The organism is Mesorhizobium sp. CC13, assembly GCF_039907765.1.
GTDB lineage: Bacteria > Pseudomonadota > Alphaproteobacteria > Rhizobiales > Rhizobiaceae > Aminobacter.
Genome location: NZ_JARDJI010000005.1, coordinates 211073 through 231317 on the forward strand (window position 1 = coordinate 211073; position 20245 = coordinate 231317).

A 20245-nucleotide genomic window follows, 5' to 3' on the forward strand; every position below is an offset into this window, starting at 1 on the left:
CTTTCTTCCCTCAAATCAGTCGAGCAGCATGATCGCGGTGGGCGCGTCGGCGTTGGTCTCGGCAAGTTCCTCGAACTCGACGACATTGTCGATCTCGACGCCCATGGAGATGTTGGTGACCCGCTCGAGGATGAACTCGAGGACGACCGGCACCTGGTGCTCCTTGGTGAGACGCTTGGCCTCGGCGAAGGCATCGGCGAACTCCTCCGGCTTGCGGACGCGGATGGCCTTGCAGCCCATGGCCTCTGCGACCGCGACGTGGTCGACACCATAGCCGGTCTCGGCGCCCTCCGGCCGATTGATGTTCTCGAAGGCGAGGCTGACCTCGTAGTCCATCGAGAAGCCGCGCTGCGCCTGGCGTATCAGGCCGAGATAGGCGTTGTTCACGACGACGTGGATGTAGGGCAGCTTGTGCTGGGCGCCGACGGCCAGTTCCTCGATCATGAACTGGAAGTCATAGTCGCCCGACAGCGCGACGATATCGCGCTCAGGATCGGCGGCGCGAACGCCGAGCGCTGCCGGCAGTGTCCAGCCGAGCGGGCCGGCCTGGCCGCAGTTGATCCAGTTGCGCGGCTTGTAGACGTGCAGGAACTGCGCGCCCGCGATCTGCGACAGACCGATGGTGGTGACATAGGTGGTGTCGCGGCCGAAAGCCTTGTTCATTTCCTCGTAGACGCGCTGCGGCTTGAGCGGCACCTGCTCGAAGTGGGTCTTGCGCTTCATGGTCTTCTTGCGGCCCTGGCACTCCTTGGCCCAAGCCGACCAGTCGCGCAGCTTGCCAGCCGTCTTCCACTCGGTGGCGACGTCGAGCAGCATCTTCAGGGCAGCGCCGGCATCCGACGTCACGCCGAGGTCAGGCGCAAAGACACGGCCGATCTGGGTCGGCTCGATGTCGATGTGGATGAACTTGCGGCCGGCCGTGTACTTGTCGACCGAACCGGTGTGGCGGTTGGCCCAGCGATTGCCGATGCCCAGAACGAAATCCGAAGCCAGCATCGTGGCGTTGCCGTAGCGATGCGAGGTCTGCAGGCCGCACATGCCGGCCATCAGGCGATGGTCGTCGGGGATCGAGCCCCAGCCCATCAGCGTCGGGATGACCGGGACGCCGGTGATCTCGGCGAACTCGATCAGCAGATCCGACGCATCGGCATTGATGATGCCGCCACCGGCAACGATCAGCGGCTTCTCCGCCTCGTTGAGCATCGACAGCGCCTTTTCGGCCTGGGCGCGCGTCATCGCCGGCTTGTGGACCGCGAGCGGCTCGTAGGCGTCGATGTCGAACTCGATCTCGGCCAGCTGAACGTCGACAGGCAGATCGACCAGAACCGGGCCCGGACGGCCCGAACGCATCAGATGGAATGCCTTCTGCAGGGCCATCGGAACCAGGTAAGGCTCCATGACGGTGACCGCCCACTTGGTGACCGGTCCAGCGATCGCTGCGATGTCGACGGCCTGGAAATCCTCCTTGTTCAGCCGCGCGCGCGGCGCCTGGCCGGTGATGCAGAGGATCGGAATGGAGTCGGCAGAAGCCGAATAGAGGCCGGTGATCATGTCGGTGCCCGCCGGTCCCGACGTGCCGATGCAGAGGCCGATATTGCCGGCCTTGGTGCGGGTGTAACCCTCGGCCATGTGGGATGCGCCCTCGACGTGACGGGCAAGCACATGGCGGATGGAACCGCGCGCCTTGAGCGCGGAATAAAGCGGATTGATCGCCGCACCCGGAACGCCGAAGGCACAGGAAATGCCTTCCTTCTCCAGAACGAGGACTGCTGCGTCGACTGCGCGCATCCTAGCCATTTTGCACACCTCCATCGGTCGTGAAATTTCAACGTGACCGGATGGTGTCACCGCATCGCCCATTTTGCAATTTTTTCAGAATATTTTTTCATTATTGCAATTTAGGTTCTATGCGTTGATTTTCCTGCCGTTTTCATTTTTCGTTGCGTCATTTCCAATTTTGATGGAAAAGTTTTTTAGAACATTTCCGCGACTGGAGAGCGAGATTGGCAACCGTCGAAAAGCGTCAGCGCGGCAGACCGCGCGCATTCCAGCCCTCGCCCGATGCCGGTTCGGTGCAGTCGCTCGACCGGGCGCTGCGCATCCTCGCCATAGTTGCAAATGGTGACGGGCTGTCCCTCAGCGAAATCTCGGCTGCTTCCGAGCTTGCGGCCTCGACCGCCTATCGCATGCTCACGACCCTGCAGAACCACGGCATGGTCGAGTTCGACAGCAGCGAACAGCTCTGGTCCATCGGGGTCGAGACCTATCGGATGGGCTCTGCCTTCCTGCGCCGGCGCAAGCTGGTCGACCGGGCCCGCATCGTCATGCAGGAGCTGATGGAAAGGACCGGGGAAACGGCCAATCTCGGTGTCGCCGAGGACGATTGCGTCGTGTTCGTGAGCCAGGTCGAGACGCACCAGGCGATCCGGGCCTTCTTCCGGCCCGGCACGCGCAGCCCCTTCCACGCCTCGGGCATCGGCAAGGCCGTGCTCGCCCATCTCGACCGCGACCGCGTCAATGCCATCGTGCGCAAGGCCGGACTTGCCGCCTATACCGAGAAGACGCTGTCGGAAGCGGCCGCCCTCGCCCGTGACCTCGAGCAGATCCGGGCGCGCGGCTGGTCGGTGGATGACGAGGAACGCTATCCCGGCATGCGCTGCGTGGCGGCCCCCGTGTTCAACGAGTTCGGCGAGCCGATCGGCGGCGTCTCCGTCTCCGGTCCCACGGTTCGGGTGACGCCGGAAAAGGTTAGGGAGATCGGCCCGCTGGTGCGCGAGGCGGCCGCCGAGCTGACCCGCATGATCGGCGGCCAGGACGAAAGCCAGCAGGCAGCGGGCTGAAATGACACTGGGAGGAGTTCCGTGAACTCCTCCCATTACGTAGCCTCGTTCGCCTAGAGACGGCAGTAGCGAAGCCTGCCGTCGTAGCCGACATAGGTGTCGGTGCGCGGATCGTAGCTGCGATAGCGTGCAAAGCAGCGCTGGACATGCGAATCGTACGGATCGGCCGGGTAGTAGGCATCGTAATAGGGTCCCGAAGGCCGGCTTCCGGCGATCATGGCTCCCGCGATGAAGCCACCGACGCCGGCAAGAGCTGCCGCCTCCGCCTTGGTCAGGCTGCCGGCGGACGACTGCTGGACGGTACCGGCCAGGCCGGTGACCGTGACGGTGGCGGCGATAAGACCCGAAATCATCTTGCTCTTGAACGACATGACGCTCTCCTCTGGTTGATCTGGAAGGCGATCCATTCGCCTCATGCCGATCAGTCGCCGGCAGAGGAGAAAAGGTTCATGTGCCCAGCAAGATTCTTGCCGCCCGTGGCATCGTGGGCAACTGTCGGCCGCGTCGCTTGACTCCACGCGGTCAACATCGGAAGTCAGTGACAATTCACGCACGTGCCGAGACAGGAAGATCATGAGCCTTCAGTCCGTCAGAGCCTTCTTCGCCGAACGCGCGCCCGAAATCGAAGTCGTCGAAACGCCGACGAGCTCGGCGACGGTCGCGCTGGCTGCCGAAGCGCACGGCGTCGAGACTGGCCAGATCGCCAAGACCATCTCCCTGCGCGTGGGCGACAAGGTCCTGCTCGTCGTCGCAGGAGGAAACGCGCGGATCGACAACCGCAAGTTCCGTGAGGTCTTCGGCGGCAAGGCGCGCATGCTGGAGGCCGACCAGGTCCTGGAACTCACCAGCCACCCGATCGGCGGCGTCTGCCCGTTCGGCCTGCCCTCGCCGCTGCCCGTGTACTGCGACGTGTCGCTGCGCGCCTACGCGGAGGTGGTTCCTGCAGCCGGTGCAACCAATGCCGCCGTCAGGATCGGCGTCGAACACCTGGCCAAGCTGGTCGGCGCCGAATGGTGCGACGTCTGCCAGGACGCCTCAGCCAGGGCCGAGGCGGCGGAATAGTGTCCGGGCATCCGAGCGGCAAGACGACTGGATCATCGATGTCGGCCATCAAGCGAGCGGTACAGCGTGTCCACTACTATGCGCACAACGTCGCGCGCGATATGGCACCGCAAGCCCTGTTCCGGCGGAACCTGCAACGCATACTGGAGGGCATCGATAGCCACGGAGCCGATCGGATCGCAGAGCGATTGAACTACTACAACAAGATGTCGCGCCTCTATCAGACGCCGGCCGACGGAGCGACGGTTGCCGGCATCCCCAGGGCAAAGAGCAGGTATTATTACGACCTCAAGGAGCATGCCCGCTACTTCCCGCGCCACTTGCGGATCGAGCATCTCTTCGGGGACATCGTCCACGTTCCCGAACTGCCCTCGATCGTCAAGAGCCGGCCCATCTCCGACACCAACGAAAACTCCGTGGTGATGAAGCTGAACAAGTTCCGGCACTATCAGCTTTTCGACGACGGGACCGACTTCGACGACAAGAAGCCGATGGCCGTGTGGAGAGGCGGCGGGCGCAACCCGAAACGGGTCGCGCTCGTCCAGCGCTATCACAACCACCCCCTCTGCGACATCGGCCGGACAACGCGGAAAGTCGTCGACCACACGAACAAGCCTTTCCTGTCGCCCGCCGAACAGCTGAAGTACCGCTACGTCATCTCGATCGAAGGCAACGACGTGGCCACCAACCTCAAGTGGATCATGGCGAGCAAGTCGCTGTGCTTGATGCCGCTGTCGGTCTACGAGACCTGGTTCATGGAAGGGCGCCTCGTCGCCGGGCTGCATTTTGTCCAACTGCGCGACGATTTCGCCGATCTCGAGGACAAGATACTGCACTACGAGAAGCATCCGGCGGAGGCGCGCGAGATCATCCGCAACGCGAACGCCTACGTGGCGCAGTTCGCCGACGCGCCGCGCGAAAAGCTTCTGTCGCTGCTCGTTCTCTACAAATATTTCGCGCTGACGGGCCAGATCGACCCCGATCCCCGGATCGCCGCCCTCTGGAACGGGTGATCTGCACGGACACGCCGGGAGGCGAGGAAATCAACTCGGCGGGAAATGGTGCCCCCGGCAGGGATCGAACCCGCGACCTTCGGTTTACAAAACCGCTGCTCTACCAGCTGAGCTACAAGGGCAACGCGCTCCGGTTAGCATATTTCGCGGCGCAGTAAAGAACATTTCGCGGCGGCCACAGCCATTGGCCGGCGCAACCGCACCGGCCACTAAAACCGGACGCAACCGGTTCCTACATCATCTCCTTGACCGGGTGTGGCTCGGCGGGAGGTAGGCATGATCAGATTCGTGATCCTGGCCGTGGTGGCAGTCGTCGCCTGGCTGCTTCTGCTGAAGCTGTACCGGCAGGTTCGCCAGGCGCGAATCGACTGGACCGGGATCGGCATCATCGCCGGCTTCATCGCGCTTGCCTTCTATCTGCGGCACCTGTTCGGAACAGGATGACAAAGATAACTTCGGACCGCCGCGCGGTTTGGTGGCAATATTAGCAACCACCCGCTGGACTTGCATAGCTTGGCCGTCTAGCCCTTGCGAGACTAGTTGCCTCGACTGCGGGGCGCCAGCAAGCAAGCGGAGAGAACATGCTGAGGCAATGCGTGATTGCGTCGCTCGTCGTTGTTGCCGGAGCAACGGCAGCCAGCGCCCAGACCTGCGAGAAGAACTTCAAGGTCAGCGGCGTGCCGCTGGTGACTGCGATGAGCTACAAGAGCTCGCAGTCGTTTGCCAAGCTAAAGCCCGACGTCGCGCTGAAGCGCCTGGCCCAGGCCGTGGCGGCCGAAGGATTTTCCGGCATCAAGGTGAACAAGGAACTCGGGGCGATCGACGCCTATCAGGACACCTCAGGCAGCGGCCGCCTGCAGACGCTGCGCGTGGTTGCCCGGAGCCAGGGCGGCGGCACCGTGGTCAATGCCGTGTTCAACATCCAGCCGGGCCAGGTGACCACCAAGGATGTGGTGCGCAACGGCATGTGCGGCATCATCCGCGCAGCCGGCGGCTGAAGCTCCGGCGGGCCTTTGCTTCACGTCGAGGCACATGCTACGCCGTTGCCGGCGGCCGCCATCTGGACCGCCGGCAGGAAAGTTATGGACGCCAAGTCGCTGACATTCTCGTTCGCATCGTCGGGCACACCCGAGGCCGACGGCGCAGCCAAGCGGCTGAGCAGGCGCTACGGCCAAATTCCCACCGAGGATGCCGACATCGTCGTGGCGCTCGGCGGCGACGGTTTCCTGCTGCAGACGCTGCGCGAGACAATGAGCACGGGCAAGCGCGTCTATGGCATGAACCGCGGCACCGTCGGCTTCCTGATGAACGAATACTCCGAGGACTCCCTCCCCGAACGCCTGGCAGCGGCGGTCGCCGAGACCATCCGTCCGCTCGAGATGGAGGCCGTCGACGACACAGGCGCCACGATGCAGGCGCTCGCCATCAACGAGGTCTCGCTGCTCCGCCAATCCTACCAGGCCGCCCGCCTGCGCATCACGGTCGACGACAAGGTACGGCTCGAGGAATTGATCTGCGACGGCGTGATGGTGGCAACACCGGCCGGATCCACCGCCTACAATCTTTCGGCGCACGGCCCGATCCTGCCGCTCGACGCCCCGCTGCTTGCCCTCACCCCCGTCAGCCCGTTCCGCCCGCGTCGCTGGCGCGGCGCGCTGCTGCCCAAAACGGCAGTGGTTCGCTTCGACATCATCGAGGAAAGGAAGCGGCCCGTGAACGCGGTGGCCGACCATACCGAGGTGAAGTCGGTGGTCTCGGTCAAGGTGCAGGAATCCACGAACCACACGGCAACGTTGCTGTTCGATCCGGGGCATTCGTGGAGCGAACGCATCCTCGCCGAGCAGTTCAGATACTGAGATAATCGCAGCACCAACAAGTAGATGGCTGCAACTGCGCGCCATTGTGCCAGTTTGAGTTGACAAATCGCATACTTACGCCTATCGCGTTGCGGCATATCGCAGGCGGTTTGCGCCTGTCGCGGCGAAACTGCCGCGCCCATGAACGAGCAAAGACAGCCAACAAACTTGTCCGAAGACACTCAGACCGCTCCAGAAGCGTTGACCTTCGCAGACCTCGGCCTTTCGCCGAAGGTTCTTTCTGCAGTTTCCGACGCGGGCTATACGCAGCCTACGCCGATCCAGGCCGGCGCCATTCCGCATGCGCTGCAGGGCAAGGATGTCCTAGGCATCGCCCAGACCGGCACCGGCAAGACGGCCTCCTTCGTGCTGCCGATGCTGACGCGCCTCGAAAAGGGCCGCGCTCGTGCCCGCATGCCGCGCACGCTGATCCTCGAGCCGACGCGCGAGCTCGCAGCGCAGGTCGAGGAGAACTTCGTCAAATACGGCAAGAACCACCGCCTCAACATCGCTCTCCTGATCGGCGGCGTGTCCTTCGACGAGCAGGAAAAGAAGCTCGAGCGCGGCGCCGACGTGCTGATCGCGACGCCTGGCCGGCTGCTCGACCATTTCGAGCGCGGCAAGCTCCTGCTCACCGGCGTCGAGATCCTTGTCATCGACGAAGCCGACCGCATGCTCGACATGGGCTTCATCCCCGACATCGAGCGCATCTGCAAACTGATCCCGTTCACCCGCCAGACGCTGTTCTTCTCGGCGACCATGCCGCCGGAGATCACCAAGCTCACCGAGCAGTTCCTGCACGCGCCCGTGCGCGTCGAGGTGGCGAAGGCGGCCACGACGGCATCGACCGTCACCCAGCGGCTCGCCAAATCCGGGCCGAAGCCGTGGGACAAGCGCGAGACGCTGCGTCGCCTTATCCGCGCCGAGGGCGACGAGATCAAGAACGCGATCATCTTCTGCAACCGCAAGGTCGACGTTTCCGAGCTGTTCCGCTCTCTGGTCAAGCACGACTTCAATGCGGGCGCGCTGCATGGCGACATGGATCAGCGGGCGCGCATGACGATGCTGTCCAACTTCCGCGACGGCAAGCTGCAGCTGCTGGTGGCGTCCGACGTCGCCGCCCGCGGCCTCGACATTCCCGACGTCAGCCACGTCTTCAACTACGATGTGCCGATCCATTCGGAGGACTATGTCCATCGCATCGGCCGCACCGGCCGCGCCGGCCGCTCGGGCAAGTCGTTCACCATCGCCACCCGCTCCGATACCAAATATGTCGACGCCATCGAGAAGCTGATCGGCCAGAAGATCGAATGGCACGACGGCGACCTTTCGACGGTGGTTGCGAGCGAAGGCGACGACGAGGCCCCGCGCCATGGCCGCGGCCACTCGCGCCGCGGCGGCAAGGAACGCCATGGCCGCGAGCGCGACCGCAAGCCTCAGCGCGAGGAAGCGCCTGCCCAGCAGGCTGCCGAGGTCGAGCCGGTCGCCGACAATGTCGTCTCCGATATCGACGAGCGCCGGGCGCGCAAGGATGCGATCCGGAACGGCAATGCCGAACGCAAGTCGCGTCCCGACCACGAGGACAAGCCGCGGCGGGACGACCGCAGCCGCCGAGGCAATCGCAGCCGCGAAGACGAGGAGGACGATCGCATCGTCGGCTTCGGCGACGACATGCCGGCCTTCATGCTGATCGCGACCAACGTCTGAAAAAGCTCACTTCAAAAGGAAACGGCCCCGAAATTCGGGGCCGTTTCTTTTTTCAGAATGCGTGCGCCGCTCAGGTGAGCGGCGAAAGCTGGATCTCCACGCGACGATTCTGGGCGCGGCCTTCCGGCGTGCCATTCGAAGCGATCGGCCGCGTTTCGCCAAAGCCGGTGACGGCAAAGCGGCGCGAATCGACGTTCTGGGCGCTGAGGTAGTTCGCCACCGAAAGCGCGCGGCGCTGCGACAGTTCGAAATTGTAGTTGTCGTCGCCCGTCGAGTCGGTGTGGCCGAACACGTCCACGGTCGTCTGGTTGAACTTCTTCAGCACCAGCGCCACCGAGTTCAGGGTCGGATAGAAGTTCGCCTTGACCGCGTCCTGGTCGGTGTTGAAGGTGATGTTCGACGGCATGTTCAGGATGATCTGGTCGCCGGCGCGCGTGACGCTGACGCCCGTTCCCTGAAGCTGGGCACGCAGCTCCGCTTCCTGCCGGTCCATGTAGCCGCCGGCGAGACCGCCCGCCAGGGCGCCGACACCAGCCCCGATCAGGGCATTGCGGCGATCGTTGCCGCCGGCGAGCAGGCCGAGGCCCGCGCCTGCCAGCGCTCCGATGCCGGCGCCGGCAGCGGCATTCGAGACCTTCTGCTGGCCCGTATAGGGATCGGTCGTGCAGGCGGCGACAAGCATGCTGCCGACCAGCACGCACAAGACAGTCTTCTTCATGGAAAAATCCCTCTCCGTATTCGCGAGCGCTCCGCGCATCGCCCAAAGCCCTGTTCGGCCTTGTAGCATGAAATACGGCGAAAAACGGAACGGCTGAGGCTTGAAGCCGCGCAATCTCACAGTTTCACGCCTTCGAACGACTGTAAGGTTGAACCTTGATCTAGCGCCCTTCCCCACCGACACTTCGATGTTCTCGACAGAGCAGGCACAGTGCGCGCAAATCGTGTCAATACGACCTCGGCGGCACGAACAGGCAGATGGTGCGTGTGTCGTCGGCGCCCGCCACCGAGCACCAGTGATATTCACCATCCGGAGAATCGTGGATGCGCGGATCCCCGTAGCCCACCACTTCGCCCGTCCTTTCTATGACATAACCCTGAGGTCGCTCGCTGACCTCCTTCTTGGGCACCTCCCGGCAGTCGTAGCCGGAGCAGCAGGCGAAGGGATAGGTCCACCCCTGGGGTGCCTCATGCCCAAGCACGGGAGAACGGCCAAGCAACAAGAGGACACCGGCGGCTGCGGTAGACGCGCAGCGCGCACGCGGCAGGCGTTTTCTCGGGCGCATGACAGTGTCCCTCGAGATCACCTCCCAAGCGAATCCTGCGCCCGTCTGGTTAACGGAATCTTGCCGCGAATGTTCCCGGCATCATGCGCCCGGCCTTGCCGCAATGCGGCAGGCCGGGCATTTGCGACGCTCAGTCGATATCCGCGACGGGCTGCCCCACGCCGCCCTCGATGCGGTTGGCGAGCGAGGCTTCCATGAACTCGTCGAGATCGCCGTCGAGCACGTCGGATGGGCTGGTGCTCTCGACGCCGGTGCGCAGATCCTTCACCAACTGGTAGGGCTGCAGCACGTAGGACCGTATCTGGTGGCCCCAGCCGATGTCGGTCTTGGCGGCCGCCTCGGCGTTGGCCGCGGCCTCCCGCTTCTCGAGTTCCTGCTCGTACAGGCGCGAACGCAGCATCTCCCAGGCCTTGGCCCGGTTCTGGTGCTGCGAGCGGCCTGCCTGGCACGCCACCGCGATGCCGGTCGGGATGTGCGTGATGCGCACCGCCGAGTCGGTGGTGTTGACGTGCTGGCCGCCGGCGCCCGACGAACGATAGGTATCGATGCGCACTTCCGACTCGGGAATGTCGATCTGGATCGTGTCGTCGATGACCGGATAGACCCAGGCGCTGGAGAACGAGGTGTGCCGCCGGGCGTTGGAATCGTAGGGTGAAATCCGCACCAGGCGGTGCACGCCGGATTCGGTCTTCAGCCAGCCGTAGGCATTATGCCCCTTGATCATTAGGGTCGCCGACTTGATTCCGGCTTCTTCGCCGTCGTGCATCTCCAGCACCTCGACCTTGAAGCCGCGGCGCTCGGCCCAGCGCGTGTACATGCGCAACAGCATGTTCGCCCAGTCCTGGCTTTCGGTGCCGCCGGCGCCCGCGTGGACTTCGAGATAGGTGTCGTTGCTGTCGGCTTCGCCAGACAGCATGGTCTCGATCTGGCGCTCGCGCACCTCGCCAGCCATGGTCTTGATGGCCGCCTCGGCATCGCCGATGATGCTCTGGTCGCCCTCGGCCTCGCCCATTTCGATGAGTTCGAGATTGTCGGACAGTGCCTGTTCGAGTTGCTTGACGCCGTTGACGCCGTCATCCAGCGACTGGCGCTCGCGCATCAGCTTCTGCGCTTCCTGCGGGTCGTTCCAGAGGCTGGGATCCTCTGCCCGCATGTTCAGGTAATCAAGCCGCTTTACCGCCTGATCCCAGTCAAAGATGCCTCCTCAGCAGGCTTATGGCCTGCCTGATTTCGTCGACGATGTTCTGCGTTTCCGCGCGCATGGTATCTTGCTTCTTCTTGCTGGGTTCGGCCCCGAAAGGCCTATTGAATCGGCGCGGACCATAGGGATGAGGCCGCCGCCTGTAAAGCAAAATGGGCAGGCCGCCGCGGCACCTGCCCATGGCTCGACTAGCTTGAGGAAGTTCAGCCGGCAGCAGCCTCGAGCTTGGCAACCTCGATCCTGGTCATCTGCAACATCGCCTGCATGACGCGGCCGGCCTTGGCACCGTCGCGGTCGCTCAGCAGGCGCGGCAGCGCCTCGGGCACGATCTGCCAGGACAGGCCGAACTTGTCCTTCAGCCAGCCGCACTGGCCCGGCTGTCCGCCCTCCGACAGCGCATACCAGTAGTGATCGACTTCGGCCTGGTCCTTGCAGTCGACGACCATCGAGATCGCCTCCGTGAACTTGAACATGGGGCCACCGTTGAGCGCGATGAAGCGAAGGCCTTCCAGCTCGAACTCCGCCACCATCGCGCTGCCTGCCGGTCCTGGCCCTGCGTCGCCATAGCGCGTGACCCGCCCGATCTTCGAGTTGTTGAAGATCGAGGTATAGAACTTCATGGCCTCCTCGGCCTGGGTGTCGAACCACAAGAACGGACTGATCTTCTGCATCATTCTCTCCCTGGTGCTGAATCCGATTGGAGGGCGGCTCCCGGTACCGCACCCCATCAAGGACGCTCGGGCAACGGAGGTCCCGACATTTGCGGGAAACCGCTTCCGGTTTGACTTTTAGATAACCGGCAAGATATATAACTATATTGGAATCCACAAGTCGGATTCGAACGCGTCGCAGTTCAAACAAAAAGCGCGCGGCAAGCCGCGCGCTGATCGTTTCCATGGTGGCCGGCTCGTGGCTAGTAAAGTCCGCCGCCGCCCTCGCTGATGGCCTTGCTGGCCTGCGGCGACAACGCCTCGCCCGAACCGTTGCTGCCATCCTCGCCCATGCCGATGACCCAGTAACTGTCGGCGGGCCCGGTACCGGGCTTGAACGCCTCGATGATCGTACCCTGCTGGCCCTCCTGGGCCTGCATGCCGGTCTTGCGGTCGATGGCAATGAGCTTCATGCCCTCGGGAACCACGAAGTCGACCTTCGGCGTTCCTTCGAGTGCGACCGACATGAAGTCCTTGAAGATCGGCGCAGCGATGCCGCCGCCGGTCGATCCCTTGCCGAGCGGCGTCGGCTTGTCGTAGCCCATGTAGAGGCCGACCACGAGGTTGGGCGTGTAGCCAACGAACCAGGCGTCCTTTTCTTCGTTGGTCGTGCCGGTCTTGCCGGCCAGCGGACGGTCCAGTTCGCGCAGCGTCATCGCCGTACCGCGCTGGACCACGCCTTCCATCATCGAGGTGATCTGGTAGGCGGTCATGGGGTCGAGCACCTGCTCGGAATTGTCGATCAGCTCCGGCTCGGGCTGGTTGGCCCATTCGGTGGCGACGCAGCCCTCGCAGCCGCGTTCGTCGTGCTTGTAGACGGTCTTGCCGTAGCGGTCCTGGATACGGTCGATCAGCGACGGCTTGATCTGGCGCCCGCCGTTGGCCATCACCGAATAGGCCGAGACCATGCGCATCACCGTAGTCTCGCCCGATCCAAGCGACATCGCCAGCACCGGCAGCATCTTGTCGTAGACGCCGAAGCGTTCGGCATATTCGGCGACGGTCTGCATGCCGAGGTCGTTGGCCAGCCGCACCGTCATCAGGTTGCGCGACCGTTCGATGCCGGTGCGCAAGGTCGACGGGCCAGCCGCCTTGCCGTCATAGTTCTTCGGCGTCCAGCTCGTCGTACCCGTCTGGATGGTGATCGGCCCGTCCATGATGACCGACGCCGGCGTGTAGCCGTTGTCGAGTGCCGCGGCATAGACGAACGGCTTGAAGGCCGATCCCGGCTGGCGCATGGCCTGTGTGGCGCGGTTGAATTCGGACTGCGAGTAGGAGAAGCCGCCGACCATCGCGAGCACGCGCCCGGTGTGCGGGTCCATCGCCACCAGCCCGCCGGAAACCTCCGGCGGCTGACGCAGCGCGTAGCCGTCGCCCTTCTCGTTCTTCTCCACGAAGATCACGTCGCCCGGCTTGAGCACTTCGGCCGGAGAATTCGCCTTGAGGCGCTTGCCGTCGACGACGTAGCGCATGGCAAAGCTCATGTCTTCTTCCGACACCTTGCCCTGCTCGCGCTCCTTCACCAGCGCGCCCGACACATCCCGCTTGGGCTGCAGGCCGATGTCCAGGCCTGTGCCGGAACTGTCTAGCACCACGGCGAGGCGCCACTCGGGCACGTCGTCGAGGCCCTTCACCTCTCCGAGTGCGGTGCCCCAATCGCCGGAAACGTCGATCTTGGTCACCGGCCCACGGTAGCCGCGCAGGCGATCGTACTTGAGCAGGCCGGTCTGCATCGCCTTGCGGGCGACGAGCTGCAGCTTGGGGTCGAGGGTGGTGCGCACCGACAGGCCACCCTCATACAGCGCGTCCTGGCCGTAGCGGGCGATCAGCTCGCGGCGAACTTCCTCGGTGAAATACTCGCCGGCGAACAGATAGGTGCCGTTGCGGCGCGGCGTGACGCCCAGCGGCGTCGCCTTGGCCTTTTCGCCCTCCTCGCGCGACACGTAGCCGTTGGTTACCATCTGGTCGATCACCCAGTTGCGGCGCTCGATGGCACGGTCGGTGTACTTGAACGGCTGATAGTTGGACGGACCCTTGGGCAGGGCAGCGAGATAGGCGGCCTCGGCGACGGTCAGCTCGTTGACCGACTTGTCGAAATAGGTCAACGCAGCGCCGGCGATGCCGTAGGCGCCCAGGCCGAAGAATATCTCGTTGACATAGAGCTCGAGGATCCGGTCCTTCGAATAGGCCTGCTCGATGCGGAACGCCAGGATCATCTCCTTGATCTTGCGCTCGTAGGTCTGGTCGGAGCTGAGCAGGAAGTTTTTGGCGACCTGCTGGGTGATCGTCGAGGCGCCCACCTGGCGGCGGCCGGAGCCGACGTTCTGGAAATTGGTGAAGACCGCCCGCATGAGGCCGGTCACGTCGATGCCGGGATGGTTGTAGAAATTCTTGTCCTCGGCGGAGAGGAAGGCTGCCTTGACCCGGTCGGGCACGGCCTGGATTGGCAGATAGAGCCGGCGCTCGCGGGCGAACTCGCCCATCAGCGCACCGTCGGAGGCGTGGATGCGGGTGGTCACCGGCGGCTCGTATTTGGCCAGGACCTCGTAGTCGGGCAGCTCCTTGGTGAGCTGGCCGATATAGATCGCCACGCCTGCCGCGACGATCAGCGCAAGCGCCGTGCCGATGCCGAAGAAATAGCCGATGAGACGAATCATGCCCGCTCCAGTACAAGGTTCGGGGATTCCCTAAACCAACCCGCTGTTGCCGCAAGCTGCAGGAACCGTCCCGATCCGCAATCGGTCACCCTTGTCGCGCTGTTGTGGGCAAAATACGGCAACATTCCAAGTCAGGCAAAGATTTCGACGACAGCAACCTTACCGGGCATCGATAGTGGCGCTCCGGTAACGCGTAGTATCAGCCGTCCGGCCAGATCAGCCGCCCGCCGCCCGCCGGTCGGCAAAGAAGGCAGCAACCGCCTTGGAAATGCTCCCCGCGACCTTCTCGCGCCAGTCGGAGCTGCGCAGTTGCTCTTCGTCCTTGGCATTGGAAAGATAGCCGAGTTCGACCAGCACCGAGGGAACGTCGGGAGCCTTGAGCACGCGGAACCCGGCCGATCGATGCGGATTGTTGATCATTCCGACCGTCGGCGAGAGTTCCGACACCAGAGACCGGGCGAAACGCATCGAAAACCCGTGAGTCTCGCGCCGTATCAGGTCTACCAGGATATCCGAGACTTCGGGGTTCTCGTCCGCCGCCGGGATGCCGGCGAGCTGGTCGGAGAGGTTCTCGCGGTCGGCAAGCGCCTGCGCCTCCGCATCCGACGCCTTGTCGGAGACCGTATATACGGTTGCGCCGCGCACGCCCTTCAATCTGATCGTGTCGGCGTGAATGGAGATGAAAAGGTCGGCTCCCTGCTGACGTGCGATGCGGACACGGTCGTCCAGCCGGAGGAATTCGTCGCCCTCGCGGGTCAAGCTCACCTTGTATGCCGGGTTAGCCTCCAGAACCGTCCTCAGCTCCTTGGCGAAGGCGAGCGTGATCGACTTCTCGACGGTGCCGTTCATACCTTCGGCGCCGCCGTCTATGCCGCCGTGGCCAGGATCGATGACGATGGTGAAGGGCTCGTTCTCCTGGCCTGCCGGCTTCTCGATGCGGCCGGCCTTCGCCGTGGTGGTGGTCGAGCCCGTGGTCGCGGACTGGACCGCGAGCGCGGCTTCGAACTCCCGTTCTGACGCAGCGGCGATATCCGCAACCATGCGGTAACCCTTGCCGTCCTCGTTGGCGAGCACGTCCACCCGCTCGACGTTGAAGGGCCCCTTGGACGTCACCACCAGCCGCGAGGTCCCCTCGCCTGACGGGCCGTAGCGTACAGCCCTCACCAGACCGCGCGGCATGAGATCCTTGGCATCAAGGCTGAGCGTCGCATCGGGCAGATCGACCACCAAGCGATGAGGCGCGCGCAGCAGGAACCACTTCGGCTCCGGCTCGCGATCGAAATTCATGACGATGCGCATGCGCGTGGCATCGCCGGCCATCTTGTAGTCGAGCGCGCTGACCTGGTCGGCCGCACATGCCGGGCGGCATTCGATGCCGACAAAGACCAAGACGAATGTCAGGACGCCTAGAAAGGCGCGCAATGCACGCCAGCCGCCGGCCTGAAAGCTCTTGTCGGTCACTGCCGCAGTACCCATCTGTTTGTTGCCGCTCACGGCGCCGCGGCCGATTTGCTGCGCCCCTTCGATTAACGACTGGTAACCAGAGAAGGTTAACCAAGCCTTTTTTTCGGATACGCCACCAGGTTGCAATTTCGGCTTTTGCCGGCGTCGGAAATCGGGGTTGCCATCATCCCCGCCAAATCATAAAAGCGACGTTGGATCACTGCAATCCAGGGCCCGCGCCCCAGCGTCTTCCGCCTGGGAACCCCGCGACGAGCGATGGCCCTGCTGGCAACAGAGATAAGATCTCGGTGATCGCGTCGAATTTCGCAGCCACAGGCCCGTGGCGGGGCCGCAGCTGCGTGAGGAAAACGGCCGGACACTCCACTCCGCGCCGGCTCTGTAAGAGCAAAGTAGCTGGTCCGGTTTTCCGGGCTTAGGTTGAAAACAAGGTTCCGCGAGGTCACGCATTGGCCACAGGCGAAATCATGAGGTCCGCAAGGAACCGCGCCATTCCGGCAGCGGGCGGCACCGCCATGGCGCTTGGGCTGCGGCCGGCGGACGCAAAATTATCCGGCACCACTGTGTCAGCAAACTCACGGCGGCGGGCACTTTCCCGCAGGCCGCGGCTGACAGTTGCCGGCAGGAAACCAGATAATGCCCAACAAGATGCTGATAGACGCCTCCCACCCGGAGGAAACACGGGTTGTCGTAGTTCGCGGTAACCGCATTGAAGAATTTGATTTCGAATCGCAGGATAAGAAGCAGCTCAAAGGAAACATCTACCTCGCCCGCGTGACGCGGGTCGAACCGTCGCTCCAGGCTGCCTTCGTCGAATATGGCGGGAACCGTCACGGCTTCCTCGCATTCAGCGAAATTCATCCCGACTACTACCAGATCCCCGTCGCCGACCGGCAGGCGCTGCTGCGCGCCGAGGCTGAAGAGGCCGAAGACGAGGACGAGGATGAGGAAGGCGGCGAGGAACGGCAGGACCGGAACCGTGGCCGCCGCCGGCGTCGGGGCGGAAAAAACCGTGGACGAAGCGGCGACGAGCACAAGTCCGAAGCCGCAAGCGACGACGAAAACGCCGCCGCCAGCGAGGACGGCGAATCAGCGGCCGCCGAGGATGCAACCGAGGCGCGCAATGACGAAGAACGCGAGGCCGAACAGCCTGACGAAGCATCGGATGACGAGGCCGACGCGCAGGAGACCGGCTCCATCGCGGCTGCGATAGAAGCCGACGTCATTTCCGAACGGGCGCCCGAGCCGGCAACCACCGAAAACGAGAACGGCGGCAGCGTCGAGGAGGTCCATTCCGGCCACCACGACGACCACGAGATCGAGTCGGTCGGCGCCGAGGACGCCATCGAGGAAGCCCGCGACCGCCGCAAGCCGGTGCGCCGCCACTACAAGATCCAGGAAGTCATCAAGCGCCGCCAGATCCTGCTGGTGCAGGTGGTCAAGGAAGAGCGCGGCAACAAGGGCGCCGCTCTGACGACCTACCTGTCGCTTGCCGGACGCTATTCGGTGCTCATGCCGAACACCGCCCGCGGCGGCGGCATCTCGCGCAAGATCACCAACGCGCAGGACCGCAAGCGCCTCAAGGAGGTCGTCGCCGACCTCGAGGTGCCGAAGGGCATGGGCGTCATCCTGCGCACGGCCGGCGAAAGCCGCACCAAGGCCGAGATCAAGCGCGACTACGAATACCTGATGCGCCTGTGGGAAAACGTGCGGTCGCTGACGCTGCAGTCGACCGCGCCCGCCCTCGTCTACGAGGAAGGCAGCCTCATCAAGCGTTCGGTGCGCGATCTCTACAACAAGGAGATCGACGAGATCCTCGTCGCCGGCGAAGACGGCTACCGCGAAGCCAAGGACTTCATGCGCATGCTCATGCCGAGCCATGCCAAGGCGGTCCAGCCCTATCGCGACAACACCCCGATCTTTGCCCGCAACGGCATCGAGGCGCAGCTCGACAAGATGCTGCAGCCGCAGGTGACGCTCAAGTCGGGCGGCTACATCATCATCAACCAGACCGAAGCCCTGGTTTCCATCGACGTCAACTCCGGGCGCTCGACCAAGGAACATTCGATCGAGGATACGGCGCTCCAGACCAATCTCGAGGCGGCCGAGGAGGTCGCGCGCCAGCTCAGGCTGCGCGACCTTGCCGGCCTGATCGTCATCGACTTCATCGACATGGAGGAGAACCGCAACAACCGTGCGGTCGAGAAGAAGCTCAAGGATTGCCTGAAGAACGACCGCGCACGCATCCAGGTCGGCCGGATCTCGCACTTCGGCCTTATGGAGATGTCGCGTCAGCGCATCCGCGCCAGCGTCCTCGAATCGACCATGAAGCCATGCCCGACCTGCGGCGGCACCGGTCACGTGCGCTCGGATTCGTCCGTGGCGCTGCTCGTGGTCCGCGCGATCGAGGAGTTCCTGCTCAAGGACTCGCGCAATCACATCACCGTCAAGACCCCGTTCGCGACCGCGCTCTATGTGCTGAACCACAAGCGGGCGACGCTGGTCGAACTCGAGCAACGCTTCGGCCTGACCATCACGATCGAGGCGGACGACACGATCGGCGCGCAGCACTACGCCATCTTCCGCGGCGCGATCGCCGAAAAGCCGGCGGCTCCCGCCGTGGCGGTCCAGGCGCCGGCCTATGCCGAGCCGGAGGAGATCGAGGACGAGATCCCGGTCGAGGAAGAAGAGGTCGCCGAGGCCGAAGCGCAGCCATCGCGCCAGCAGCCCGCTTCGGGCGATGGCGAGGACAAGCGCGACCGCAAGCGCCGCAAGCGTCGCCGCCGTCGTGGCGGACGCGACCGGGAACACCCGGCAGCCGCGGAAGATGCGATGTCCGTCGACGAGAGTGCGGAGTTTGCCGCTGAGGCAACCGAGGAGACCGATGACGAGACCGACGCGGCAGTCCTGGCGGAAGCTCCGGACACTGCCGAGGACGCGGCCGCCAAGAAGCGCCGGCGCGGCAAGCGCGGCGGCAAGCGCAACCGCAAGGACGGCGAACAGCCGGCCGAGGGCGACGCAGACGTCGTAGCGGAAGATGCCGAAACGCCTGCCGCGGACGCCGCGGCGGAACCAGCAGCCGAGGTCTCGGCCGAACCTGCGCCTCAGGAACCCGCGGCGGAGCCGATGGCGGAGGCCAAGCCGAAGCGGGCGCGCCGCACGACCAAGGCCAAGAAGGCCGAAGACGATGCCGCGGAGGTCGCTTCCGCGCCCGAGCCAGCGCCGAAGGCTGAAGAAGCCGATGCCGTGGCCGAGAAGAAGCCGGCAAAGCCCCGCGCGCCTCGGCGCAAGGCCGCATCGACCGCCGAAGCGGCTGCGGTTGTTGCGGAGCCGGCAGCTGCTCCGGCCGCCCCCGTGGTGACCTCTCTGGGCGAGGCTGAATCCGGCGAAGCCAAGCCCAAGAAGGCCGGGTGGTGGCAGCGCAAGGGCTTCCTCTAAATCGCTAATATAGCAGGAGCCGACCCGCAGATTGCGGGTCGGCTTCATTGTAATTTTAGAATATTTTGCTTGCAGACCTGCGTGCTTTCGACCGATATACGAGGCACTGGATAGATAGACTCATATATTGCGTTGATACTGCCCGAGGTGCTTGCCGATGACGACTGACAATAAGATCGACTTTCTCGGACTGACCGCTCATATCGTCAGCGCCTACGTGGAGAACAACAAGGTTCCGGCATCGGGGCTGCCGGACCTGATCGCCAGCGTGAACAGCTCGATCCAGTCGCTGGGCAATCCGGCTGAAGAGCCGATCGAGGCGCCCCAGCCTGCCGTCAATCCCAAGCGGTCGATCCATCCGGATTACATCATCTGCCTGGAAGACGGAAAGAAGTTCAAGTCGCTGAAGCGCCACCTCTCGGTCCACTTCGGCCTTACGCCTGAAGAATACCGCGCGAAGTGGGGCCTGCCCGCGGACTATCCGATGGTCGCCCCGAACTATGCCGCCGCTCGTTCCGAACTCGCCCGCACGCTGGGCTTGGGCAGGAAGCAGGCCGCTCCCGTCAAGCGCGGTCGCGCCAAGAAGGCGTGATCCCGACGCTACTGCCCCAAAGCAGCAACTCGGGGCCGCAACTACCGAGCGGCCACGACGTCAGCCGAATAGCGCAATTCCCGCATCGGACGCACGCGTAACGTCGTCTGGTCGTAGACCGGGTGTGCCTTGTAGGCTGCCAGGGCCTCGAGGTCGGCAAACTCCGCATAGACGACGATGTCGATCTCGTCGGACAGCGGATCGACCTTGGTGTTGACTGTGACCTCGAAGCAGGTCGAGTGCGGGATCTTGCCAAGCGCCGACAATTCCTCGCGGATCGTCTCGACATCCTCTTGGCGCCGCGCGCTGAAGAACACGATGTGCCGGATCAAGGCGCGATTCCTTCTGTTCGTTGTGCTGGCGCCTTTTGGGTCTGCTTTTTGTCCGCGTCAATCCGGCAAAGAGCCACGGGCACAAGCCGGCCG

At 64.0% G+C, this 20245-nt stretch carries 18 protein-coding genes and 1 tRNA gene; 9 read left to right on the plus strand and 10 right to left on the minus strand.

The features are described 5' to 3' along the window. Positions 1-15: 15 nt before the first annotated feature. On the minus strand, positions 16-1797 hold the full coding sequence (gene gcl, locus PV773_RS10340) for a glyoxylate carboligase (protein WP_347966251.1): 1782 nt from the start codon (positions 1795-1797) through the stop codon (positions 16-18). A gap of 206 nt (positions 1798-2003) precedes the next feature. Between gcl and bhcR the strand changes: the two genes are divergently transcribed. Next, a complete protein-coding gene (gene bhcR / locus PV773_RS10345; RefSeq protein ID WP_347966252.1) occupies positions 2004-2840 on the plus strand; it encodes an HTH-type transcriptional regulator BhcR in 837 nt (278 codons plus the stop codon). 53 nt (positions 2841-2893) lie between these two features. Here bhcR and PV773_RS10350 read toward each other — a convergent pair whose 3' ends face one another. Further along, on the minus strand, positions 2894-3211 hold the full coding sequence (locus tag PV773_RS10350) for a BA14K family protein (RefSeq protein ID WP_347966253.1): 318 nt from the start codon (positions 3209-3211) through the stop codon (positions 2894-2896). A 202-nt stretch (positions 3212-3413) separates the two neighbouring features. Here PV773_RS10350 and PV773_RS10355 point away from each other — a divergent pair, with 202 nt between their 5' ends. Together PV773_RS10355 and PV773_RS10360 are read left to right on the plus strand one after the other, a co-directional pair. Continuing rightward, entirely contained in the window at positions 3414-3902 is a 489-nt protein-coding gene (locus PV773_RS10355; RefSeq protein WP_347966254.1) for a YbaK/EbsC family protein, read from the plus strand. Positions 3903-3940: 38 nt separating this feature from the next. Next, positions 3941-4915, plus strand: a complete 975-nt coding sequence (locus PV773_RS10360) for a glycosyl transferase family 90 (RefSeq protein WP_347966255.1) — start codon at positions 3941-3943, stop codon at positions 4913-4915. 46 nt (positions 4916-4961) lie between these two features. On the opposite strand, the gene PV773_RS10365 is transcribed toward PV773_RS10360, so the two are convergent. Beyond that, positions 4962-5037 (minus strand) — tRNA-Thr (locus PV773_RS10365). Positions 5038-5191: 154 nt separating this feature from the next. Here PV773_RS10365 and PV773_RS10370 point away from each other — a divergent pair. From PV773_RS10370 to PV773_RS10385, 4 genes are all read left to right on the plus strand, one after another. Continuing rightward, positions 5192-5359 carry a hypothetical protein gene (locus tag PV773_RS10370; RefSeq protein ID WP_347966256.1) on the plus strand — a complete coding sequence of 56 codons (168 nt, stop codon included), beginning with the start codon at positions 5192-5194 and terminating at the stop codon, positions 5357-5359. Between the two features lie 137 nt (positions 5360-5496). Further along, complete coding sequence (locus PV773_RS10375) at positions 5497-5913, plus strand: hypothetical protein (protein ID WP_347966257.1); 417 nt, start codon at positions 5497-5499, stop codon at positions 5911-5913. 84 nt (positions 5914-5997) lie between these two features. Further along, on the plus strand, positions 5998-6771 hold the full coding sequence (locus PV773_RS10380) for an NAD kinase (RefSeq protein WP_347966258.1): 774 nt from the start codon (positions 5998-6000) through the stop codon (positions 6769-6771). Positions 6772-6939: 168 nt separating this feature from the next. After that, positions 6940-8478: a DEAD/DEAH box helicase gene (locus tag PV773_RS10385; RefSeq protein ID WP_347966259.1), complete on the plus strand. Its 1539-nt coding sequence runs from the start codon at positions 6940-6942 to the stop codon at positions 8476-8478. Between the two features lie 70 nt (positions 8479-8548). On the opposite strand, the gene PV773_RS10390 is transcribed toward PV773_RS10385, so the two are convergent. From PV773_RS10390 to PV773_RS10415, 6 genes are all read right to left on the minus strand, one after another. Further along, positions 8549-9196 carry an OmpA family protein gene (locus PV773_RS10390; RefSeq protein ID WP_347966260.1) on the minus strand — a complete coding sequence of 216 codons (648 nt, stop codon included), beginning with the start codon at positions 9194-9196 and terminating at the stop codon, positions 8549-8551. A gap of 226 nt (positions 9197-9422) precedes the next feature. Next, positions 9423-9761 carry a hypothetical protein gene (locus tag PV773_RS10395; protein WP_347966261.1) on the minus strand — a complete coding sequence of 113 codons (339 nt, stop codon included), beginning with the start codon at positions 9759-9761 and terminating at the stop codon, positions 9423-9425. Positions 9762-9891: 130 nt separating this feature from the next. After that, positions 9892-11023, minus strand: a protein-coding gene (gene prfB / locus PV773_RS10400) for a peptide chain release factor 2 (RefSeq protein WP_347966262.1) whose coding sequence is annotated in 2 segments (ribosomal slippage) — positions 9892-10956 and positions 10958-11023 — 1131 coding nt in all. Because the reading frame shifts where the segments join, the coding sequence is not laid out codon by codon here. 142 nt (positions 11024-11165) lie between these two features. Next, on the minus strand, positions 11166-11633 hold the full coding sequence (locus tag PV773_RS10405; RefSeq protein WP_347966263.1) for a VOC family protein: 468 nt from the start codon (positions 11631-11633) through the stop codon (positions 11166-11168). A gap of 242 nt (positions 11634-11875) precedes the next feature. Further along, a complete protein-coding gene (locus tag PV773_RS10410; RefSeq protein WP_347966264.1) occupies positions 11876-14329 on the minus strand; it encodes a penicillin-binding protein 1A in 2454 nt (817 codons plus the stop codon). 216 nt (positions 14330-14545) lie between these two features. Beyond that, complete coding sequence (locus PV773_RS10415) at positions 14546-15805, minus strand: N-acetylmuramoyl-L-alanine amidase (protein WP_347966265.1); 1260 nt, start codon at positions 15803-15805, stop codon at positions 14546-14548. 621 nt (positions 15806-16426) lie between these two features. Between PV773_RS10415 and PV773_RS10420 the strand changes: the two genes are divergently transcribed. Together PV773_RS10420 and PV773_RS10425 are read left to right on the plus strand one after the other, a co-directional pair. After that, positions 16427-19228 (plus strand): Rne/Rng family ribonuclease, encoded by a 2802-nt coding sequence (locus PV773_RS10420; protein ID WP_347966266.1) that lies wholly within the window; start codon positions 16427-16429, stop codon positions 19226-19228. 157 nt (positions 19229-19385) lie between these two features. Further along, positions 19386-19820, plus strand: a complete 435-nt coding sequence (locus PV773_RS10425) for a MucR family transcriptional regulator (RefSeq protein ID WP_347966267.1) — start codon at positions 19386-19388, stop codon at positions 19818-19820. A 41-nt stretch (positions 19821-19861) separates the two neighbouring features. Here PV773_RS10425 and PV773_RS10430 read toward each other — a convergent pair whose 3' ends face one another. Continuing rightward, positions 19862-20152: a Dabb family protein gene (locus PV773_RS10430; RefSeq protein ID WP_347966268.1), complete on the minus strand. Its 291-nt coding sequence runs from the start codon at positions 20150-20152 to the stop codon at positions 19862-19864. Positions 20153-20245 lie beyond the last annotated feature (93 nt).

What these genes read in the sequence shown, in the direction of transcription:
- gcl (WP_347966251.1), bottom strand. Translation starts at nt 1,797, where the DNA reads ATGGCTAGGATGCGCGCAGTCGACGCAGCAGTCCTCGTTCTGGAGAAG.
- PV773_RS10420 (WP_347966266.1), top strand. Translation starts at nt 16,427, where the DNA reads ATGCCCAACAAGATGCTGATAGACGCCTCCCACCCGGAGGAAACACGG.
- PV773_RS10395 (WP_347966261.1), bottom strand. Translation starts at nt 9,761, where the DNA reads ATGCGCCCGAGAAAACGCCTGCCGCGTGCGCGCTGCGCGTCTACCGCA.
- PV773_RS10380 (WP_347966258.1), top strand. Translation starts at nt 5,998, where the DNA reads ATGGACGCCAAGTCGCTGACATTCTCGTTCGCATCGTCGGGCACACCC.
- PV773_RS10370 (WP_347966256.1), top strand. Translation starts at nt 5,192, where the DNA reads ATGATCAGATTCGTGATCCTGGCCGTGGTGGCAGTCGTCGCCTGGCTG.
- PV773_RS10355 (WP_347966254.1), top strand. Translation starts at nt 3,414, where the DNA reads ATGAGCCTTCAGTCCGTCAGAGCCTTCTTCGCCGAACGCGCGCCCGAA.
- PV773_RS10350 (WP_347966253.1), bottom strand. Translation starts at nt 3,211, where the DNA reads ATGTCGTTCAAGAGCAAGATGATTTCGGGTCTTATCGCCGCCACCGTC.
- PV773_RS10360 (WP_347966255.1), top strand. Translation starts at nt 3,941, where the DNA reads ATGTCGGCCATCAAGCGAGCGGTACAGCGTGTCCACTACTATGCGCAC.
- PV773_RS10425 (WP_347966267.1), top strand. Translation starts at nt 19,386, where the DNA reads ATGACGACTGACAATAAGATCGACTTTCTCGGACTGACCGCTCATATC.
- PV773_RS10390 (WP_347966260.1), bottom strand. Translation starts at nt 9,196, where the DNA reads ATGAAGAAGACTGTCTTGTGCGTGCTGGTCGGCAGCATGCTTGTCGCC.
- PV773_RS10405 (WP_347966263.1), bottom strand. Translation starts at nt 11,633, where the DNA reads ATGCAGAAGATCAGTCCGTTCTTGTGGTTCGACACCCAGGCCGAGGAG.
- PV773_RS10410 (WP_347966264.1), bottom strand. Translation starts at nt 14,329, where the DNA reads ATGATTCGTCTCATCGGCTATTTCTTCGGCATCGGCACGGCGCTTGCG.
- PV773_RS10415 (WP_347966265.1), bottom strand. Translation starts at nt 15,805, where the DNA reads ATGGGTACTGCGGCAGTGACCGACAAGAGCTTTCAGGCCGGCGGCTGG.
- PV773_RS10375 (WP_347966257.1), top strand. Translation starts at nt 5,497, where the DNA reads ATGCTGAGGCAATGCGTGATTGCGTCGCTCGTCGTTGTTGCCGGAGCA.